This is a genomic window from Grylomicrobium aquisgranense (assembly GCF_033971865.1).
GTDB classification, from domain to species: Bacteria; Bacillota_I; Bacilli_A; order Erysipelotrichales; family Erysipelotrichaceae; genus Bulleidia; species Bulleidia massiliensis.
Window position 1 is genome coordinate 31251 of the sequence record NZ_JALBUR010000012.1, and the last position, 17675, is coordinate 48925.

Below are 17675 nucleotides of genomic sequence, written 5' to 3' on the forward strand. Positions count from 1 at the left end.
ATGGATGCCGTAAAGGAAAAACTGGCAGAGATGGCTGGCAGATATGATGAGATTGCCCGGGAAATGATGCAGGATGACATTGTTTCGGATCCTGCGAAGCTGACAAAGCTGAGCAAGGAACAGGCAAGGCTGGAAGCACCGGTACAGGCATATCATCAGCTGTGTGATCTGGATGAACGGCTGCAGCAGGCAGACGAGATGGCAAAGGAAGAAGATCCGGAGCTGAAGGAAATGGCTGCCAGTGAGAAAGAAGAATGTGAAAAGCAGAAAGAGGAGCTGCTGGCTCATATCCAGAAGCTGCTCATTCCGCATGATCCTTCCGATGACTGCAATGCCATCATGGAGATCCGCGGCGGTGCCGGCGGTGATGAGGGCAATATTTTTGCCGGCGACTTGTTCCGGATGTACAGCCGCTATGCGGAAAGCCAGGGCTGGAAGGTACAGGTCATGGAGGCATCCGAAGGAGAGGCAGGCGGCTTCTCTCAGATTGTCTTTTCGATCAAGGCAAAAGACGGCGGTGTGTATGGCAGTCTGAAATGGGAAAGCGGGGTGCATCGCGTGCAGCGTGTGCCTAAGACCGAATCACAAGGCCGTATCCAGACAAGTACGGCTACGGTCTACTGCTATCCGGAAGTGGAAAAGAGTGACTTTGAGATTGATCCCAATGATCTTGAGATTGAGACGCACCGTTCTTCCGGTGCCGGCGGCCAGCATATCAATAAGACCGATTCGGCTGTGCGTATTGTGCATAAGCCCACCGGTATCACGGTAAACTGCCAGGAAGGCAGATCCCAGATTGAAAACCGGGAGACGGCCATGGCCATTATCCGCTCTCGTGTGTATGAATATGAACGGGAAAAGGAAGAAGCCAAGGCCGGGGCTTTGCGCAAAGCTAAGATCGGTACGGGTGACCGCTCTGAAAAGATCCGTACCTACAATTATCCGCAGAACCGGGTGACGGATCACCGCATTGGCCTGACCATTACCCAGCTTGATCGGATCATGGAGGGGAAGCTGGATGGTATTATTGCCGGCTTAAAAGCTGAGGAAGAGAAGAGACTGCTGCAGGAGGCAAAACTGTGACATTTGAACAGGAAGTCAGAAAATATGAGAAGCTGTGTGACCAGAATGATGTGCCGCGTGAAACGGTAATGGCCTATCTGGTGGAGCTTTCACAGCAGGAGCGCTATAACCTGTATGCCAATTTCAGGGAAGAGATGCCGGAAGATCTTCGCAATAGCTTTGAAGCAGGCATGGCCAGAATTCTGAAACAGGAACCAATGGCCCATGTGCTGGGGTATTCCTGGTTCTATGGGTACAAGTTTATTGTCAATGAGGATGTGCTGATTCCCCGGCCGGAGACCGAGGAATTGTGTGCCAACATTCTTGCCAGAATGGATCAGTATTTCGCAAAGAATGAAACCATTCACTGTGTGGATGTTGGCACAGGCTCCGGTGCCATTGCCATCACGTTATGCAAAGAAGAACCGCATGTGCATATGATGGCAACCGATATTTCCCAGGAAGCACTGGTGACGGCCAGAAAGAATGCACAGATGAATGAAGCCGATGTGCAGTTTATGGCAGGCGATATGTTGCAGCCGCTGGTTGAGAAGAACATCCGGGTGGATGTGCTTGTATGCAATCCGCCATACATTCCCCAGGAAGAGAAGATGGAAAAGTCAGTGGTGGACTTTGAGCCGCATGTGGCATTGTTTGGCGGTGAGGATGGCCTGAAATTCTATCGGGAAATCTTTGCGGATTGCCAGAAGGTGCTGAAAGATAAAGCCTTCATGGCCTTTGAGATGGGCTGGGACCAGCGTGAGCGGATGTCACAGCTTGTGGAGAAGACACTTCCTGGCTGGAAGTATGAGATTCTGAAGGATATGAATGGCAAGGACCGCATGCTGTTTGTCTACAGGAATCTGTAATAGGATGATACAATCATCCCGGGATATAGATATATAAGGAGGCGGGGTTCATGACATCAAATGGAAAGCGCATTTGTAAAAACTGCGGCTTTGAAGTGCCGGCGGATATGAAGCAGTGTCCGCACTGCGGCTGGCTGCTGGATGATGAGGATGACTTTGTGCTGCCTTCTCTGGATGAAGATCAATCAGCACAGAAAAAGCAGACGGTTCAGTTCCATCAGCGTGTGGAAAGAGATGAAACATATGAGCGGCCTTCGCAGCATGCATCGCGCTCTTATCCACAGAACAATTCCTATGATGACTACTATGGTCAGTATCAACAGACATCTCATAGACCAAAGCCCCGTCATGCCGAGCCGGGTGCCTTTACGGATCTGGATGTCAAGGATCTGCCGATTCAGGAAACAGCAGAGATGAAGAAGCTGGAACAGGAAGAGGCAATTGAGACAAAGCAGTATGATCCCAGCCGTGAACAGAGAAGGTCTCTGGAGGATACGCTGTTTGATCCCGATGAACATGAGGAAGAAACAGAAAGAAAGACAGCCCCGAAGAGCAGACAGGAACCGGAAACACATCACAGGAACAATAAGAAACATCATTCTGTGCTGCCGGCCATTCTGTTATTCATTGTCCTGACTCTGGCACTGCTGGCTGGCGGTATCTATCTGGTAGATCATTTCACTGGCGGCAGTATTGTGTCAGATCTCAAAGGCAGGCTGACCAATAAGACTGCGGCCGTAACAGCTGCACCGAAGGAGACAGTGGAAGCCACTGCCGCACCGACCGTGACACCAGCACCGACGCCTGCACCAACTGCAGCAGCAACAGCCAATGCACATGAGGGCTATGTCGGTCATCTGAAGGTGACTGCAGATGCCGTCAGGATCAGAGACAGTGCTTCTCTGTCTGGCAATGAGGTTGGTTCTGCAACAACAGGACAGGAGTATGAAGTCATCGCCACGGCCCAGGCCGATGGCTATACATGGTACCAGATTGGTGAGAACCAGTGGATGCCGAGTGATGGTACCTGGGCGGAATATACGCAGTATTAAGAATGAGGGGATAAGATGAAACAGTACGATTATCTTGTTGTTGGCGCTGGTCTGTATGGTGCCGTATTCGCACATGAGGCAAAGAAAGCAGGCAAAAAGGTCCTGGTCATTGACCGCAGGGATCAGATTGCAGGCAATGTGTATACCAAAGATGTCAAAGGCATCCACGTCCATCAGTATGGCGCGCATATCTTCCATACCAACAATCAGACAGTATGGAACTATGTCCAGCAGTTTGCCACATTCAACCGCTTTACCAACAGTCCGGTAGCCAATTATCATGGTGAGCTGTATTCTCTTCCGTTCAATATGTATACCTTCAATAAGATGTGGGGTGTTGTGACACCGCAGGAAGCGTATGAAAAAATAGAGGAGCAGAAGAAAGCTGCCGGCATCAAGGAGCCGAAGAATCTGGAAGAGCAGGCTATTTCTCTGGTGGGTACTGACATCTATCAGAAGCTGATCAAGGGTTATACAGAGAAGCAGTGGGGACGCGACTGCAAGGATCTGCCGGCATTCATTATCAAGCGTCTGCCGGTGCGCTTCACCTTTGATAACAACTATTTCAATGCCCTGTATCAGGGTATTCCGATGGGCGGCTATACAAAAATGGTTGCCAATATGCTGGATGGCATTGAGGTCCGTCTGCATGAGGACTATCTGAAGAACAAGGAACAGTTTGATGCACTGGCAGATACTGTGATCTATACAGGACCGATTGATGCCTACTTCAACTACAGCCTGGGTACACTGCAGTACCGCTCTGTCCGCTTTGAGACAGAACTGCTGGATATGCCGAATTTCCAGGGCAATGCGGCTGTCAACTACACAGACAGAGAGACACCATGGACAAGAATCATTGAACATAAATGGTTTGAGTTTGGCAAGGATGATGAGGGCAGGGATATTCCATGCACCGTCATTTCCAGAGAGTATTCCTCTGAGTGGAAGCCGGGCGATGAGCCTTACTATCCAGTCAATGATGCAAGAAATTCCGAGCTGTATCAGAAGTATCGTGAACTTGCCGATCAGGAAAACAACATTGTCTTTGGCGGCCGTCTTGGCGAATACAAGTACTATGACATGGATGCTGTCATTGCCAGTGCTTTGAACAAAGCAGATGAAATCCTGCTTTAACAAGAAAGAACCGCAAGGTTCTTTTTTTAATCTTGCTATGTCATCAGATGTCTGCCTGCATACATGTGATCCGCCGGATCCTGAAAGATAACAAACTATTGGCAAAGAATACAACTGCTGAGCGGTCATAAATCCGGCTGCAAAAAAATACAACCGGATTTATGACCGATTTCGTTTGTGTTTACACGCAATAACAATTGAATCATGGGTTTTTGATCCATCTCAACCTGATTTATGCCATGATTTTCAGGTGAAAATTCAAAAATACAGTTGGAAAACAATCGCGAATTTGGTTGCAAAAAAATACGGTTGAAAATATACGCAGATTCATTTACCCTGAAAGTACAATGGATTGGAGACGACCATCATGAAAGAGACAAAACAACTGGAGTTTAAGAAGTATGCCGAGAATTCTCCCTTACTTGTAGGGGAGATGAATCGGCCTTTTTGAACTATGTGTACTATACATATTTGCTTGATAATAATACATATATTCGGATGATATATACTATACTATATGTATGAAAGATGACAGATATATACATGCGCGTACCTGCGTATACAACATCCACTATCACATTGTCTGGTGCGTCAAATACAGGCGTAAAGTGCTGACACCTGATATAGAAAAGTCACTGCAGCAGATCTTACACGATGTGGCCGCGGAGAATGGCTTCTCACTTGACCAGTGCGAGGTTGATGAAGCAGACCATGTACATTGCTTTGTGACCGCCCCTCCAAAGCTGTCAATTACATTTATTGTCAAGCACCTGAAAGGAACATCAGGTCTGCGCCTGTTCAAATTGTATCCAGAGCTCAGAAACCAATTATGGAGAGGACAGTTGTGGAATGGCTCTTATTTCATTGAAACGATAGGATCTGCGAGCGAAGAAAATGTAAAACGCTATATCGCTCATCAGCAGAATGTTCAACGCTAACTGGAAAGGAGCAGCAGGTATGTCGAATAGCACAAATGCAAAGAAAAGAAAACCGGGACAGTGTGCCTCTGCAGATGTTGATCGCATTGCATTGCGCTTTTGCGGCATGCCGACATCTGCGCAAATGGAGACGTTAAACCAGACACTTGGCGCCTGCAGATGGCTGTATAATCGCATGCTGTATGATCGGTCTGCATGTTATAAGCACACAGGTGAGTCATTAAATCTGACGCCGGCATGGTACAAACATCTGTCATGCTGTCAATGGCTGAAAGAGGTTGATTCGCTTGCGCTTGCAAACGTGCAGCTGCACCTTAATAGAGCGTTCGGCAACTTCTTCAATGGCAAATCTGCCTATCCGAAGTATAAAAGAAAAGCTGATCATTATGATTCATACACAACAAATATTGCTTCCAAAGGCGCAACCAATCTGCGTTTTCGGATGGGCAAAAGAAAAGCAGGCTTTCTCACCCTCCCTAAGATTGATGGAGAAATCAGGGTAAGAGCACATCGTACGGTGCCAGCACACGGCGTACTGAAGTCTGTTACTGTCACCCATGAGCCTGATGGCAAATACTATTTTTCACTCCTGTACGAAGTGCCACATGAAGAGATATGTCATGACATCGATCCGGACAATGCAATCGGGCTGGATATGTCTATGCATAACTTTTGTGTCGATTCCAACGGTAAGCATATCGATTATGGCAAACTATATCATGCTATGCAGAACAGAATTGCCAGAGAGCAGAGAAAACTGTCTCATATGGAGAAAGGATCTTCCAACTATCATAAACAGCGGGTAAAAATCGCAAAGCTGTGTGCGAAAGCCAAGCATCAGCGCAGCGATGCCTTACACAAGCTGTCACGACAGTTAGTGGATACCTACGACATGATCGGAATAGAGGATCTGAATATGAAGGCAATGTCACAGTCTTTGCACTTCGGAAAGTCTGTTGGCGACAAGGGATGGGGCATGTTTACCAGCATGCTTGCTTATAAAGCACAGAGGGCTGGAAAGCGCGTCATCAAAGTGGGAAAGTTCTTTCCCAGCAGCCAGATGTGCCATGAATGCGGGACATTGCACAAACTCACCAAAGATTTATCTGTGCGTGAGTGGACATGCCCTGACTGCGGACATCATCATGACCGTGATGAAAACGCAGCGCTGAATATCAGAGATGAGGCAGTGCGGATCTACTGCACATGCTGAAATAAAGCAACAACAACCGCTGGGACGGCGGGGATAGCCTGAAACCACTGCATGGAGAACGCAAGACCATGCAGAATACCTACAGCAGAATGCATCGCGCCTCATGGGAAACTGTGAGATACGTACACATTCCTGACAGTCTGGAAACACAGGAAAAAAGAAAAGTGGCCTGTGCCACTTTGAAGCTCGGTTACTTGTAGCCGAGTAGTTCACATCAGATATTACGAATGCATTCTTGAAGACCGTAAGTGCTTTTGCCAATTACGATGGTGGAAAGATTGTTTTCGGAGTGGATGATCATGGTGATGTCGTTGGTTTGGATGATCCGGTACAAGCCTGTCTGGATATCGAAAACATGATTAATGATTCGATTCATCCACAGCCTCCATACGAGTTGTCCGTTCAGGAGTCAGATAAAACAGTGACACTTGTGGTCAGGTCAGGAAGAAATACTCCGTATACATATAAATCCAAAGTGTATAGAAGAAATGACACGGCCACGATTGAGGCTGACAGTCTGGAACTGAGCAGACTGGTCCTGAGGGGTGAACACATCAATTTTGAGGACCTCCCGGCCGAAAAACAGGATCTGACGTTCAATACTCTTGAGAGACTGGCAAAGGAGAAAATCGGTATTACATCGTTAAATCGGGATGTATTGAAAACGCTGAATTTATACAGTGACGGGGAAGGATATAACCATGCCGCTGAGATTCTGGCGGATGAGAATGGTTTTCCTGGCATTGATATTGCCAGATTTGGGGAAAGCATCAATGTGATTCTGAAACGCGCGGTTATTGAGCATCAATCGGTTATTGATGAGCTCGGGAAAGCAATGGAAATATATCGTGATTATTATCAATATGAAGAAATTCACGGGATGGATCGAATCAAAATCGAAAAAGTACCTGAAGAGGCATTCAGAGAAGCAGTTGCCAATGCACTGATTCACAGAACCTGGGATATCAATGTCAATATCCGGATAATGATGTTTGATGACCGGATTGAGGTATCATCGCCGGGAGGGCTGCCACCCGGTCTTTCCAAAGAGGAATATCTGAGGGGGAGTGTTTCAATACTGAGAAATCCAAAATTGGGGAATGTATTCTATAGACTGAACCTTGTAGAAATATTGGGAACAGGCATTCTGAGAATCCGGGAAGCATATGAAAACAGCATCCAGAAACCGGCTTTTGAGGTTTACGAAAACTCAATTCATGTCATTCTGCCGGTCATCAGCAAGGAAAAGCTGTCTGCAGATGAAAAGATTGTCTATCAGATTCTAAGCAAAACAATGCCAAAATCAATCAGTGAAATTGCGGCTGCGGTTCCGTTTGGCAGGTCAAAGACAGGCGGGCTGTTAAAAGCAATGGCTGAAAAGCAATATATCACAATTGAAGGAAAAGGCAGGGGAACGAAATACAAGATTGGCTGATAACAGCTAACAGCAGTAAGAACGCTGTATTTTGGCAGTGTATCTTCTGTCTATACATGCATACTTAGCTTGCAGTACATTTCTTTTACCGATATGCATGCTATGATACTGATATGCGGGAACTTGTTAAAAACAGAGTATACAGACACTTCAAGGGTAAGTACTACTATGTGCTGGATGAAGCCGTTGATACCGAGACACGTGAGGTGGTTGTGATTTATCGTGCTTTATATGGGGACTATGGTCTGTTTGTACGGCCTGAGTCGATGTTTCTGTCTGAGGTGGATCATGTCAAATATCCGGATGTAAAGCAGAAATACCGCTTTGAGCTGGTGAAAGATGACTAAGAAGGGCTTTTATTCATCGGGTGAATTTGCAGCGCGAGCACATGTGTCGTTACGTACAGTACGCTACTATGACCGCATCGGCCTGCTGTCTCCTTCTGCCCATTCTGATGCTGGCGCACGGTTATACAATGATGCAGATCTTGGCCGCATGCAGCAGATTCTTCTGTACAAGTATCTTGGCTTTTCTCTGGATGATATCCGAGAGATGACGATGGCAGGTGCTGATCAGCACTTCCTGTTGGAGACAATGCGTGTGCAGCAGAAACTGGTGCAGGAAAGAATCGGACAGATGCAGGCAGTTGCAGAAGCATTGTCTTCAACCATGTCCGCATTAAAGAAGGGGCAGGAAGTGGACTATGACCACATGCTGGCCCTGATTGACAGTGATGCCATGGAGCGCAGCCTGAAAACACAGTATCAGAATGCGGCCAATATCACCGCCCGTATTCGTCTCCATTCCCTCTATTCCACCAATCCTTTGGGCTGGTTTGTGTGGCTGTATCAGCAGGCATCCATTCAGGATGGCATGAAGATCCTGGAGATTGGCTGCGGCAATGGTGCCCTGTGGCAGCAGAATCTGTCTGTTCTGCCGCCGCATGTACAGATTGTACTGTCGGATATTTCAGCCGGTATGATTCATGATGTGCAGAACCGCTTCCGAAATGATGCCCGATTCTCCTGCATGGTGTTTGATGCAGCGCATATGCCGTTTGATGACAATTCGTTTGATCTTGTCATTGCCAATCACATGCTGTTTTATTGCGATGATCTTTCACAGGTGCTGCAGGAATGTGCCAGGGTACTCAAGGTGAATGGACATCTGGAGGCCAGTACGTATAGTTCCAGGCATATGAAAGAGATCACAGAGCTTGTGCAGTCATTCTCGCCGCAGATTGTGCTGTCCAAAGACAAGCTGTATGAGAAGTTTGGCTTGGATCATGGTGCCCAACTGCTGTCTCCTTATTTTCGGGATATCGAGAGAAGAAAATATCAGGATTCGATTGTCCTGCATGAGGCGGAGCCTTTGATTGCCTATATTCTGTCATGTCATGGCAATCAGAATCAGCTGTTGCTGGACCGCTACAAGGAATTTCACGACTATGTGGTGAAGATGACAGCGGGTGGTTTTACGATTACAAAGGATGCCGGTGTGTTTCTTGCCGTAAAAAAGTAAAAATTATGCTTGAAGGTGACCTTGCGTCACCTTTTATACTCCCTGTGTGATGAGGAGGTACATGTATGAAGGGTATTATTCTGGCAGGTGGTTCGGGGACCCGGCTGTATCCATTGACACGGGTGACATCGAAGCAGCTGCTGCCGGTGTATGACAAGCCAATGATCTTTTATCCGCTGAGCACATTGATGCTGGCAGGGATCCGTGATGTGCTGATTATTTCCACGCCGCATGATATTGGCAACTTTGAGGCATTGCTGGGCGATGGTTCTCAGTTTGGCATGCATTTCAGCTACAAGGTGCAGGAAACACCAAATGGTCTGGCCCAGGCATTTGTGCTGGGTGAAGATTTCATCGGTGATGACTGTGCGGCCCTGGTGCTGGGAGATAATATCTTCTATGGCAACCACTTTGGCCGGATGCTGAGAAAGGCTGTGGGGGACGCGGAACATCTGGGCAAGGCAACGATCTTTGGCAAGTATGTATCGGATCCGGAGAGGTTTGGCATTGCCGACTTTGATGAGAAGGGACATGTTTTGTCTCTGGAAGAAAAGCCGGCCCACCCCAGGAGCAACTATGCGGTCGTCGGCCTGTATTTCTATGACAATCGCTGTGTGCAGTATGCCAAACAGTTGAAGCCTTCTCCCCGCGGTGAGTATGAAATTACGGATCTGAATAAGGTTTATCTGGCACATGATGATCTGGATCTGCAGATTCTTGGCAGAGGTTTCTCCTGGGTGGATACCGGTACGGTGGAATCCATGGCAGAGGCAGCCAATTATGTGCGTTCCATTGAGCATATTCAGGGCATCCGGATTTCGGTGCCGGAGGAGATTGCCTACTATAACAAGTGGATTGATGAGGAACAGCTTCTGAAGATGGCAGATCTGTATGGCAAGAGTCCGTATGGGGCGTATCTGAGAAGTCTGGTGAGTGGTTCTGTGCAGGGACCGATTGCAAAAAGAGAGGGAAAATAAACTATGAAAATGATCGTGACTGGCGGAGCGGGATTCATTGGCTCCAACTTTATCTTCTATGAAAGAAAAGCACACCCGGAGGATGAGATTATCTGTCTGGACAAGCTGACCTATGCCGGCAATCTGAAGACTCTGAAGGATATCATGGATGCTCCGAACTTCAAGTTTGTGAAGCTGGATATCTGTGACCGTGAGGGTGTATATAAGCTGTTTGCGGATGAAAAGCCGGATGTGGTTGCTAACTTTGCGGCTGAGAGTCATGTGGATCGCTCGATTGAAAATCCTGAGATCTTCCTGGAGACCAATATCATTGGCACCAGTGTGCTGATGGACGCCTGCCGCAAGTATGGCATCAAGCGTTATCATCAGGTGTCTACGGATGAAGTATATGGTGATCTGCCGATCAACCGTCCGGATCTATTCTTTACGGAAGAGACCCCGCTGCATACTTCTTCTCCGTATTCTTCATCCAAGGCTAGTGCTGACCTGCTGGTCAATGCCTATCACAGAACCTATGGCCTGCCGACAACGATTTCCCGCTGCTCCAATAACTATGGTCCTTACCAGTTCCCGGAGAAGCTGATTCCGCTGATGATTGCCAGAGCTCTGGCCGATGAGCCGCTGCCGGTGTATGGCGAGGGTCTGAACATCCGCGATTGGCTGTATGTGGAAGATCACTGCCGTGCCATTGATCTGATTATCAGAAAGGCAAATGTTGGTGAGGTTTACAACATCGGCGGCCACAATGAGATGCGCAATATCGATATTGTAAAGATTATCCTGAAGGAGCTTGGCAAGCCGGAATCTCTCATTCAGCATGTGACGGACCGCAAGGGCCATGATCAGCGTTATGCCATTGATCCGGCCAAGATTCACAGGGATCTGGGCTGGCTGCCGGAGACAAAGTTCGCCGATGGCATCAAGAAGACGATCAAGTGGTACCTGGACAACCAGGACTGGTGGAAGGATATCATTGCCGGTGACTATCAGAATTACTATGAAGAGATGTATGGCAAGAAGAAGGTAATTGGATGAGAGTATTTGTAACAGGTGTTTCCGGCCAGCTTGGCCATGATGTGATGAATGAGCTGGCAAAGCGCGGCTATGAGGGCATTGGTTCTGATATTGCCCCGGCCTATGCTGGTGTGCAGGATGGTTCTGCTGTTACTGCCATGCCGTATGTGGCAATGGATATTACCGACGCAAAGGCAGTGCATGATACGCTGATGAACATTCATCCCGATGTCATTGTCCATTGTGCAGCATGGACAGCCGTGGATATGGCTGAGGATGATGACAAAGTCGCCAAGGTCAGAGCTGTCAATGCCGGCGGTACCCAGAACATTGCCAATGCGGCAAAGGAACTGGATGCCAAAATGGTCTATATTTCTACAGACTATGTGTTCAATGGACAGGGCACCGCGCCATGGCAGCCTGACTGCAAGGACTATCAGCCGCTGAATGTGTATGGCAAGACAAAGCTGGAAGGTGAGCTGGCCGTTGCCAATACACTGCAGAAGTACTTCATTGTCCGCATTGCCTGGGTCTTTGGCAAAAACGGCAAGAACTTCATCAAGACGATGCTGAAAGTTGGCAAGACACATGATGAGGTCAGAGTTGTCAATGATCAGATCGGGACACCGACCTATACGTATGATCTGGCCAGACTGCTGGTGGATATGATTGAGACTGACAAGTATGGCTATTATCATGCGACCAATGAGGGCGGCTATATTTCCTGGGCGGATTTTGCCAAGGAGATTTACAAGGATGCCGGCTTCAAGACAAAGGTCATTCCGGTGACCACAGAGGAATATGGTTTAAGCAAGGCGGCCAGACCGTTCAACAGCCGTCTTGACAAGAGCAAGCTTGTTGAAAATGGCTTTACACCGCTGCCGGACTGGCGTGATGCAGTCAAGCGCTATATTGATGAATTAGATGTGGAGAGTTTGTAAGATGGGACAGATCAAAGTAGAGAAGAATGTTGGCGGCATTGAAGGTCTGTGTGTGATTACACCAACCGTACATGGAGATGCCCGCGGCTATTTCATGGAAACATACAATGAGAAGGATATGGAGGAAGCTGGCTTCCACATTAACTTCGTTCAGGATAACCAGTCCAAGAGCACCAAAGGTGTGCTCAGAGGTCTGCATTTCCAGAAGCACTATCCGCAGTGTAAGCTGGTCAGAGCTGTCAGAGGCACGGTGTTTGATGTCGCTGTTGATCTGAGACAGAACAGTGCCACCTATGGCAAGTGGTATGGTGTCACACTTTCCGAAGACAACAAGAAGCAGTTTCTGATTCCGGAAGGATTCGCCCATGGCTTCCTGGTACTGTCAGATGAGGCAGAATTCTGCTATAAGGTCAATGACTACTGGCATCCCAATGATGAAGGCGGCATGGCCTGGAATGATCCTGAGATCGGTGTCGAATGGCCGCAGCTCAAGGGTACCTACAACGGTACGCCTAGTGCGGAAGGATATACCCTGGAAGATGGCACCCCGCTCAACCTGTCAGACAAAGACCAGAAGTGGGCAGGCCTGAAAGATACATTCAAGTTCTAAGATACAAAGTCAGGATGAAGGTCCTGGCTTTTTTGATGGAGTCAACATAAAAGAGACGATTCTAAAATCGTTTCACAATAAAAACCTGTATCCTGTAGAATGTTGGTGAGGTACTCACCATGGAAGAAAAAATATTTGATCAGCTTGGATATGCAAATCAAAATCTCTCCTTTACGGTATTGGAGAAAAAGCTGAAAGAAACGGTTGGCATCAGGAAATTGACCGTTGATATTCTGAAGGTGCTAGGTCTGTACAGCGATGAAGAAGGATATAACAATGCGGCTGGTCTGCTTGCGGATCATAATCGCTTTTCTGGCATTGAGATTGTGAGGTATGGGAAACAGACCAATATCGTCAAGGAGCAGGTTTCTGCAGCTGGTGTTTCTATGCTGTCCCAGTATGAGCAGGCATTGATGATGTATCAAAGATACTATCAGGAAGAAGTGATTGAGAAAATCCTGAGAGAGAAAAGAGAACTGGTTCCTGAGACGGCTTTTCAAAAGGCAGTTCTTTATGCGATTACTCATCATGACTGGCGTGATCAATCAAACATACAGATTGCAATGTATGATAACTGCATCAATATTGCATTTACCGGCAGTTCTTCATTTTCATACCATCCGGTTCTGACCTCTGTCTTGTTTCATATGCACGCTATTGATTCCTTTGACAAAGATTTTCAGAGAATCCGCGTGACATATAAGAATAGAAAGCAGATACCTGTCTTTGAAAGCAAAGATCAAATGATCCAGATAATTCTGCCTGTGATTGATGAACATCCTGACCTGACGTTTACTGAAAGCAAGGTTTATCAGTCTCTAGATAACCATCAGCTTGTTTCCAGCAGTGAGCTTGTTTCATCCACCGGTCTGAGTAAAGCAACGGTGATCCGCGCTTTGAATGTATTGTCTAATCGATACCTGGTTGTCAAAACAGGGCAAGCAAGACGAACAAGGTATCAGATCTGAAAAATCCACTATTTTGAAATTCAGAGTGAAAAGCGTAAGAAAGAGCAGATGAAACCTATGGCTGAGTACTTAAAAAACATCAATCGATAATCTCATAATGGAGATTATTGTAAAGTGCAAGTAAATCACCATTCTATCTATTGACACTGAATTATTGGACAGGATAGAGTTCTTGTATACAGTACCTGATCAGTACGCGGTCTGATTCTGTTGAAGGAATCAGCAGTGCTCGAACAGGTTGGGGGGGAGACTATGTCTAAGAAGAAAATTACTTCTGCGGCAATTGCCGCCATTATCACAACTAGCGCTGTAGCACCAACTGTTTCAACAATGATTCAGGTTCACGCAGATGATTCTGTTGACACAGGCAATGAGCAGGCAAAAAACATTGAGACAAGTGAAGATGCCAAGAAGGAAGTTGAAGCTGCAGAGGCTGGTGAGAAGGAATATCAGCAGGGTGCAGCTGAGTCTGCAGAAAAGTCTGCTGCGGCCAAAGATGCCAAAGAAGCATCTGAGAAGGCAGCAGATGCTGAAATTGAAAAGGACAGCAATGCCAAGTCTGCTTTTGACAAGGCTGTAACAGATGCGCAGTCTGGTGCAGAGCAGGCCGCTGCGGATGAACAGGCTGCCGCAGATGCTAAGACTGATGCAGGCAAAGCTGTTACTGATCAACAACAAGAAATCAGCAAGCAGGCTGAAGTGACACAGAACGCGGGAGAGGCTGCAGCCGAGGCAGAGAAAAACAATGCCTCACTGGATGACGTGCTTGATGCTGAATCAGAATTTGAGAGCAAGACAAAGGATTCTACTGCTGCTTCAGATGCTTTGAACGCTGCCCAAAAGACTGCTGAAAGTGCAAATACAGCATCCACGAATGCTGTTCAGGCAGTCACAGATCAAAGCAAGACAGTTGATAGTAAAACAGCAGATACAGCTTCCAAGAGTGCTGCGGCAGACAGTGATGCAGCTGCTGAAGCTCAGGCAAAGAAGATCTATGACACGGTTGCTTCTAAGAATGTTGAGGACAGTGATGAGTATAAGGCAAGAAAAGCTGTTTACGATAATGCCGTTACTGCTTTAGCTGCTGCTGAAGCTAACAGAAGTGCTGCTGTCAGTGCAAAGGTAGACGCTGATAAGAACCTGAGTGAGAAACAGGCTGCTCAGACAAAGGCAGAATCTGACTTAACAAGTGCCAATGCAGCTTTGGACAAGAAGAATGCAGAGATTGACAGTGCCCAGAAAGCAGTCACAGAAGCCCAGGCAAAAGCTGATGCAGACAATGCAGCAAGTTCTTCTGCTGCAAATGATCTGAAAGCGGCTCAGGCTGAGCTGACAAAGCTGACAACAGAAAAGAGTAATCTTGAAGCAGATCAGAAGAACAAGGAAGCAGCCAAGAAAGCTGCTGATGATGCGGTAACAGCTGCCCAGGCAGATGTTGATAAGATCAACCAGCAGATTGCAACAATTGACAGTTCACTTGGTTATTTCGAATCTCTTGGAGATGATGGCAAGTATGCGGTTGAACTTCTGAAAAAGGCGATTAGTGATCCAACAAGCTTCTATTCCTACGCAGACATTGATGATGCATCCCGCCAGAAACTTGCAGCAGCTGGCGTTACAAAGATCGGAGACAGCACAGATGCTACCTCGCTTGAGAACATGCTGAAGGCTCTTGATTATATTGACAAGTGCAATGAAATCAGGAAATCTAATGGATTGTCTGAGTTGAAGGTTTCTCCGTATCTGATGGCAACAGCACAGGCTAATTCAAACGTAGAAGCATTTTCAATGACGCTTAATCTTACTGGACATTACATGTATTATTACGGAGCCAGAACGTATGGTGAAAATGCAGCCTGGATGTGGTATGAGGGGGCAGATGCCGCCTATCAGGGCTGGTATGATGATGAAAAAGCCGTTTTTGATTATATCAACAAGAATTATTTCAATAATCAAAAAGAAGCACATAAGAAGGCAGATGCGGAAGAAGTTGAGAATTATGTCGATTCATTAACCGACAAGCAAAAAGAAGAAATCGCAGCAGCAGGTAAATTCGGCAGTTCAAATAATGTTCAGGTTGGACATTATCTTAACTTGGTTACAAGCAATTATAGCTTTACTGGTGTTGGTGTTAATCAAAGAGCAGATAGTGGCTACAACCATGCCTGGAATACCGCTACGCAGGACTTCGATATTGACAGGTCCAACTATTCCGGTGTTGAAGATTATATGAAATACTCCTCTGTGGGTGTTACAACGACTGAAGCGATGCGTAACTCCATTAAGGCGTATCAGGCATCACTTGATTCCAGAACACAGGCTGCCAAAGCTAATCTTGCCAAGGCTCAACAGACTTTGCAGGACGCATTGAGCAAGCAGACTTCTACTGGTGCGCAGGTTGCTGCTGCCGTACAGGCGGTTGTGGATGCGCAGAAGAAGTTGGATGCACAGACACAGGCTGTGGCGGATCAGCAGGGGAATGCAGATAGGCTTGCGGCTGTGGCTGCGCAGTCCGCAAAGGATCTTGCGACAAAGCAGACTGCATTGAGTCAGATGAACAATACATCTGAGTCTAAGGCTGTCAGTGATGCACAGGCTGTTCTTGCCCAGGCAAAGACAGCTGCAAGTGATGCTAAGAAGGCTGCTGATGATGCAGCAGCTAAGGTGACAGCTGCAGAAACAAGTGTTTCCAATGCAGCAGATGCTAAGAACAAGGCACAGGCGAATCTTGAGGCTTTGAATGCGGATCTTAAGACAGCAAAAGCTGCATATGAGGCTGCCCAGGCTAAGGCAGCAGCCTCTAAGAAGGCATATGAAGATGCCAAGGCTGACCTTGCGGTAGAACAGAGTAAGCTTGATGATCTTAAGAAAGCGGCTGAAGAGGCTAAGGTGGAAGCTGATAAGGCAAATGCGGCCGTTGCGGATAAGACAGCTGCTTATCAGGCTGCTAAGAAAGCTCTTGAAAGTGCAGAGAAAACACTGCAGTCTGTCAAGAATTCTTATCAGAATGTTGTAGATGCATGTGCAAAGGCAAAAGAGGAATCCGAGAAGCTGACTGTACTTGAAAGTGAGCTGACTGTTCTGGAGAAAGCTGCTGAAAAGGCAGAGACTGATTATCAGTCTGCCAAGGCTGCTAAAGAAGCTGCTGCTGATAAGCTGGCAAGAGCGAAGAAACTGGTATACAACGGTCTTCAGACTACTGAAATCACGGATCAGGACTTTGCTTATCTCAACCAGAGCATTGCGGATCTGATTGATGCTGATCAGAAGGCAGCTGAGGCAAAGAAGGCTTATGAGACAGCTCAGAAAGCTGCAGATGAAGCGGCTGCCAAGGTTGCTGAAGGTACTGATCTTTACAACAAACATCGGACCTATGTAAATGCGGTTGCAAAGTACAATAACCTGCTTCAGCTGGAACAGGATGCACGCACCATTATCTATGATGGTATCAATACGGATGGTTCCATGACATTTGAGACCAAGGCTGATCTGGATACATTCAATGAAGCACTGGTCGATGGTAACAAGATCAATGAAGGAACGGATTATACAGTAAAAGCTGGTTCCACAGAGCTGACCCTTACAAAGTCCTTCCTTAATTCTCTGGCTGAAGGTGTACATACCCTGACCATGGTTTCTGACCACGGTTCTGCATCCTATGACTTTACAATCTCCAGAGCAAAAGCCACTGATGAGAACAGCACTTCCAATAGTACTGGTAAATCAGCAGGCACCAAGGCAGTCACATCTGTTCAGACTGGTGTGAGCTCTGATCTTGCCGGATATGAGATTGCATTGATTGCATCTGCTGCAATTGCATCATTCTCTGTATTCAGCCTTGCTTCCAGGAAGCGGAAGCACAGTAGCTAAGTCTGCTAACGCATATCACTGTATCAAAAGCAGGATCTATGATTTGTAAGACTCGTTCTTTCAGTCAT

Annotated in this window: 15 protein-coding genes; all 15 read left to right on the forward strand. The window is 46.9% G+C overall.

Annotated features, from left to right (window positions below):
* Positions 1–1083 carry a peptide chain release factor 1 gene (gene prfA, locus MOZ60_RS06215; RefSeq protein WP_277645627.1) on the forward strand — a complete coding sequence of 361 codons (1083 nt, stop codon included), beginning with the start codon at positions 1–3 and terminating at the stop codon, positions 1081–1083.
* Complete coding sequence (gene prmC / locus MOZ60_RS06220; protein ID WP_370596010.1) at positions 1080–1931, forward strand: peptide chain release factor N(5)-glutamine methyltransferase; 852 nt, start codon at positions 1080–1082, stop codon at positions 1929–1931. Before prfA ends, prmC begins: the two co-directional genes overlap by 4 nt.
* A gap of 50 nt (positions 1932–1981) precedes the next feature.
* Positions 1982–2983 carry a hypothetical protein gene (locus MOZ60_RS06225; protein ID WP_370596011.1) on the forward strand — a complete coding sequence of 334 codons (1002 nt, stop codon included), beginning with the start codon at positions 1982–1984 and terminating at the stop codon, positions 2981–2983.
* Positions 2984–2998: 15 nt separating this feature from the next.
* Positions 2999–4120 (forward strand): UDP-galactopyranose mutase, encoded by a 1122-nt coding sequence (gene glf, locus MOZ60_RS06230; RefSeq protein WP_370596012.1) that lies wholly within the window; start codon positions 2999–3001, stop codon positions 4118–4120.
* Positions 4121–4641: 521 nt separating this feature from the next.
* Entirely contained in the window at positions 4642–5058 is a 417-nt protein-coding gene (gene tnpA, locus MOZ60_RS06235; RefSeq protein ID WP_370596013.1) for an IS200/IS605 family transposase, read from the forward strand.
* Positions 5059–5077: 19 nt separating this feature from the next.
* Positions 5078–6271, forward strand: coding sequence for an RNA-guided endonuclease TnpB family protein (locus MOZ60_RS06240; protein WP_370596014.1), 1194 nt, complete (start codon positions 5078–5080; stop codon positions 6269–6271).
* Positions 6272–6506: 235 nt separating this feature from the next.
* Positions 6507–7706, forward strand: coding sequence for an ATP-binding protein (locus MOZ60_RS06245; protein WP_370596015.1), 1200 nt, complete (start codon positions 6507–6509; stop codon positions 7704–7706).
* A 113-nt stretch (positions 7707–7819) separates the two neighbouring features.
* Complete coding sequence (locus tag MOZ60_RS06250; RefSeq protein WP_370596016.1) at positions 7820–8053, forward strand: DUF1653 domain-containing protein; 234 nt, start codon at positions 7820–7822, stop codon at positions 8051–8053.
* Positions 8046–9227 carry a MerR family transcriptional regulator gene (locus tag MOZ60_RS06255; protein WP_370596017.1) on the forward strand — a complete coding sequence of 394 codons (1182 nt, stop codon included), beginning with the start codon at positions 8046–8048 and terminating at the stop codon, positions 9225–9227. The genes MOZ60_RS06250 and MOZ60_RS06255 overlap by 8 nt, the downstream gene beginning before the upstream one ends.
* 65 nt (positions 9228–9292) lie before the next feature.
* Positions 9293–10204 carry a glucose-1-phosphate thymidylyltransferase RfbA gene (gene rfbA / locus MOZ60_RS06260; RefSeq protein ID WP_370596018.1) on the forward strand — a complete coding sequence of 304 codons (912 nt, stop codon included), beginning with the start codon at positions 9293–9295 and terminating at the stop codon, positions 10202–10204.
* A 3-nt stretch (positions 10205–10207) separates the two neighbouring features.
* Positions 10208–11239, forward strand: coding sequence for a dTDP-glucose 4,6-dehydratase (rfbB, locus tag MOZ60_RS06265; protein WP_370596019.1), 1032 nt, complete (start codon positions 10208–10210; stop codon positions 11237–11239).
* Positions 11236–12159: a dTDP-4-dehydrorhamnose reductase gene (gene rfbD, locus MOZ60_RS06270; protein ID WP_370596020.1), complete on the forward strand. Its 924-nt coding sequence runs from the start codon at positions 11236–11238 to the stop codon at positions 12157–12159. Before rfbB ends, rfbD begins: the two co-directional genes overlap by 4 nt.
* A 1-nt stretch (position 12160) precedes the next feature.
* Positions 12161–12769, forward strand: coding sequence for a dTDP-4-dehydrorhamnose 3,5-epimerase (gene rfbC, locus MOZ60_RS06275; RefSeq protein WP_277007098.1), 609 nt, complete (start codon positions 12161–12163; stop codon positions 12767–12769).
* Between the two features lie 119 nt (positions 12770–12888).
* Entirely contained in the window at positions 12889–13737 is an 849-nt protein-coding gene (locus MOZ60_RS06280) for a hypothetical protein (protein ID WP_370596021.1), read from the forward strand.
* Between the two features lie 252 nt (positions 13738–13989).
* Complete coding sequence (locus MOZ60_RS06285; protein ID WP_370596022.1) at positions 13990–17607, forward strand: CAP domain-containing protein; 3618 nt, start codon at positions 13990–13992, stop codon at positions 17605–17607.
* Positions 17608–17675 lie beyond the last annotated feature (68 nt).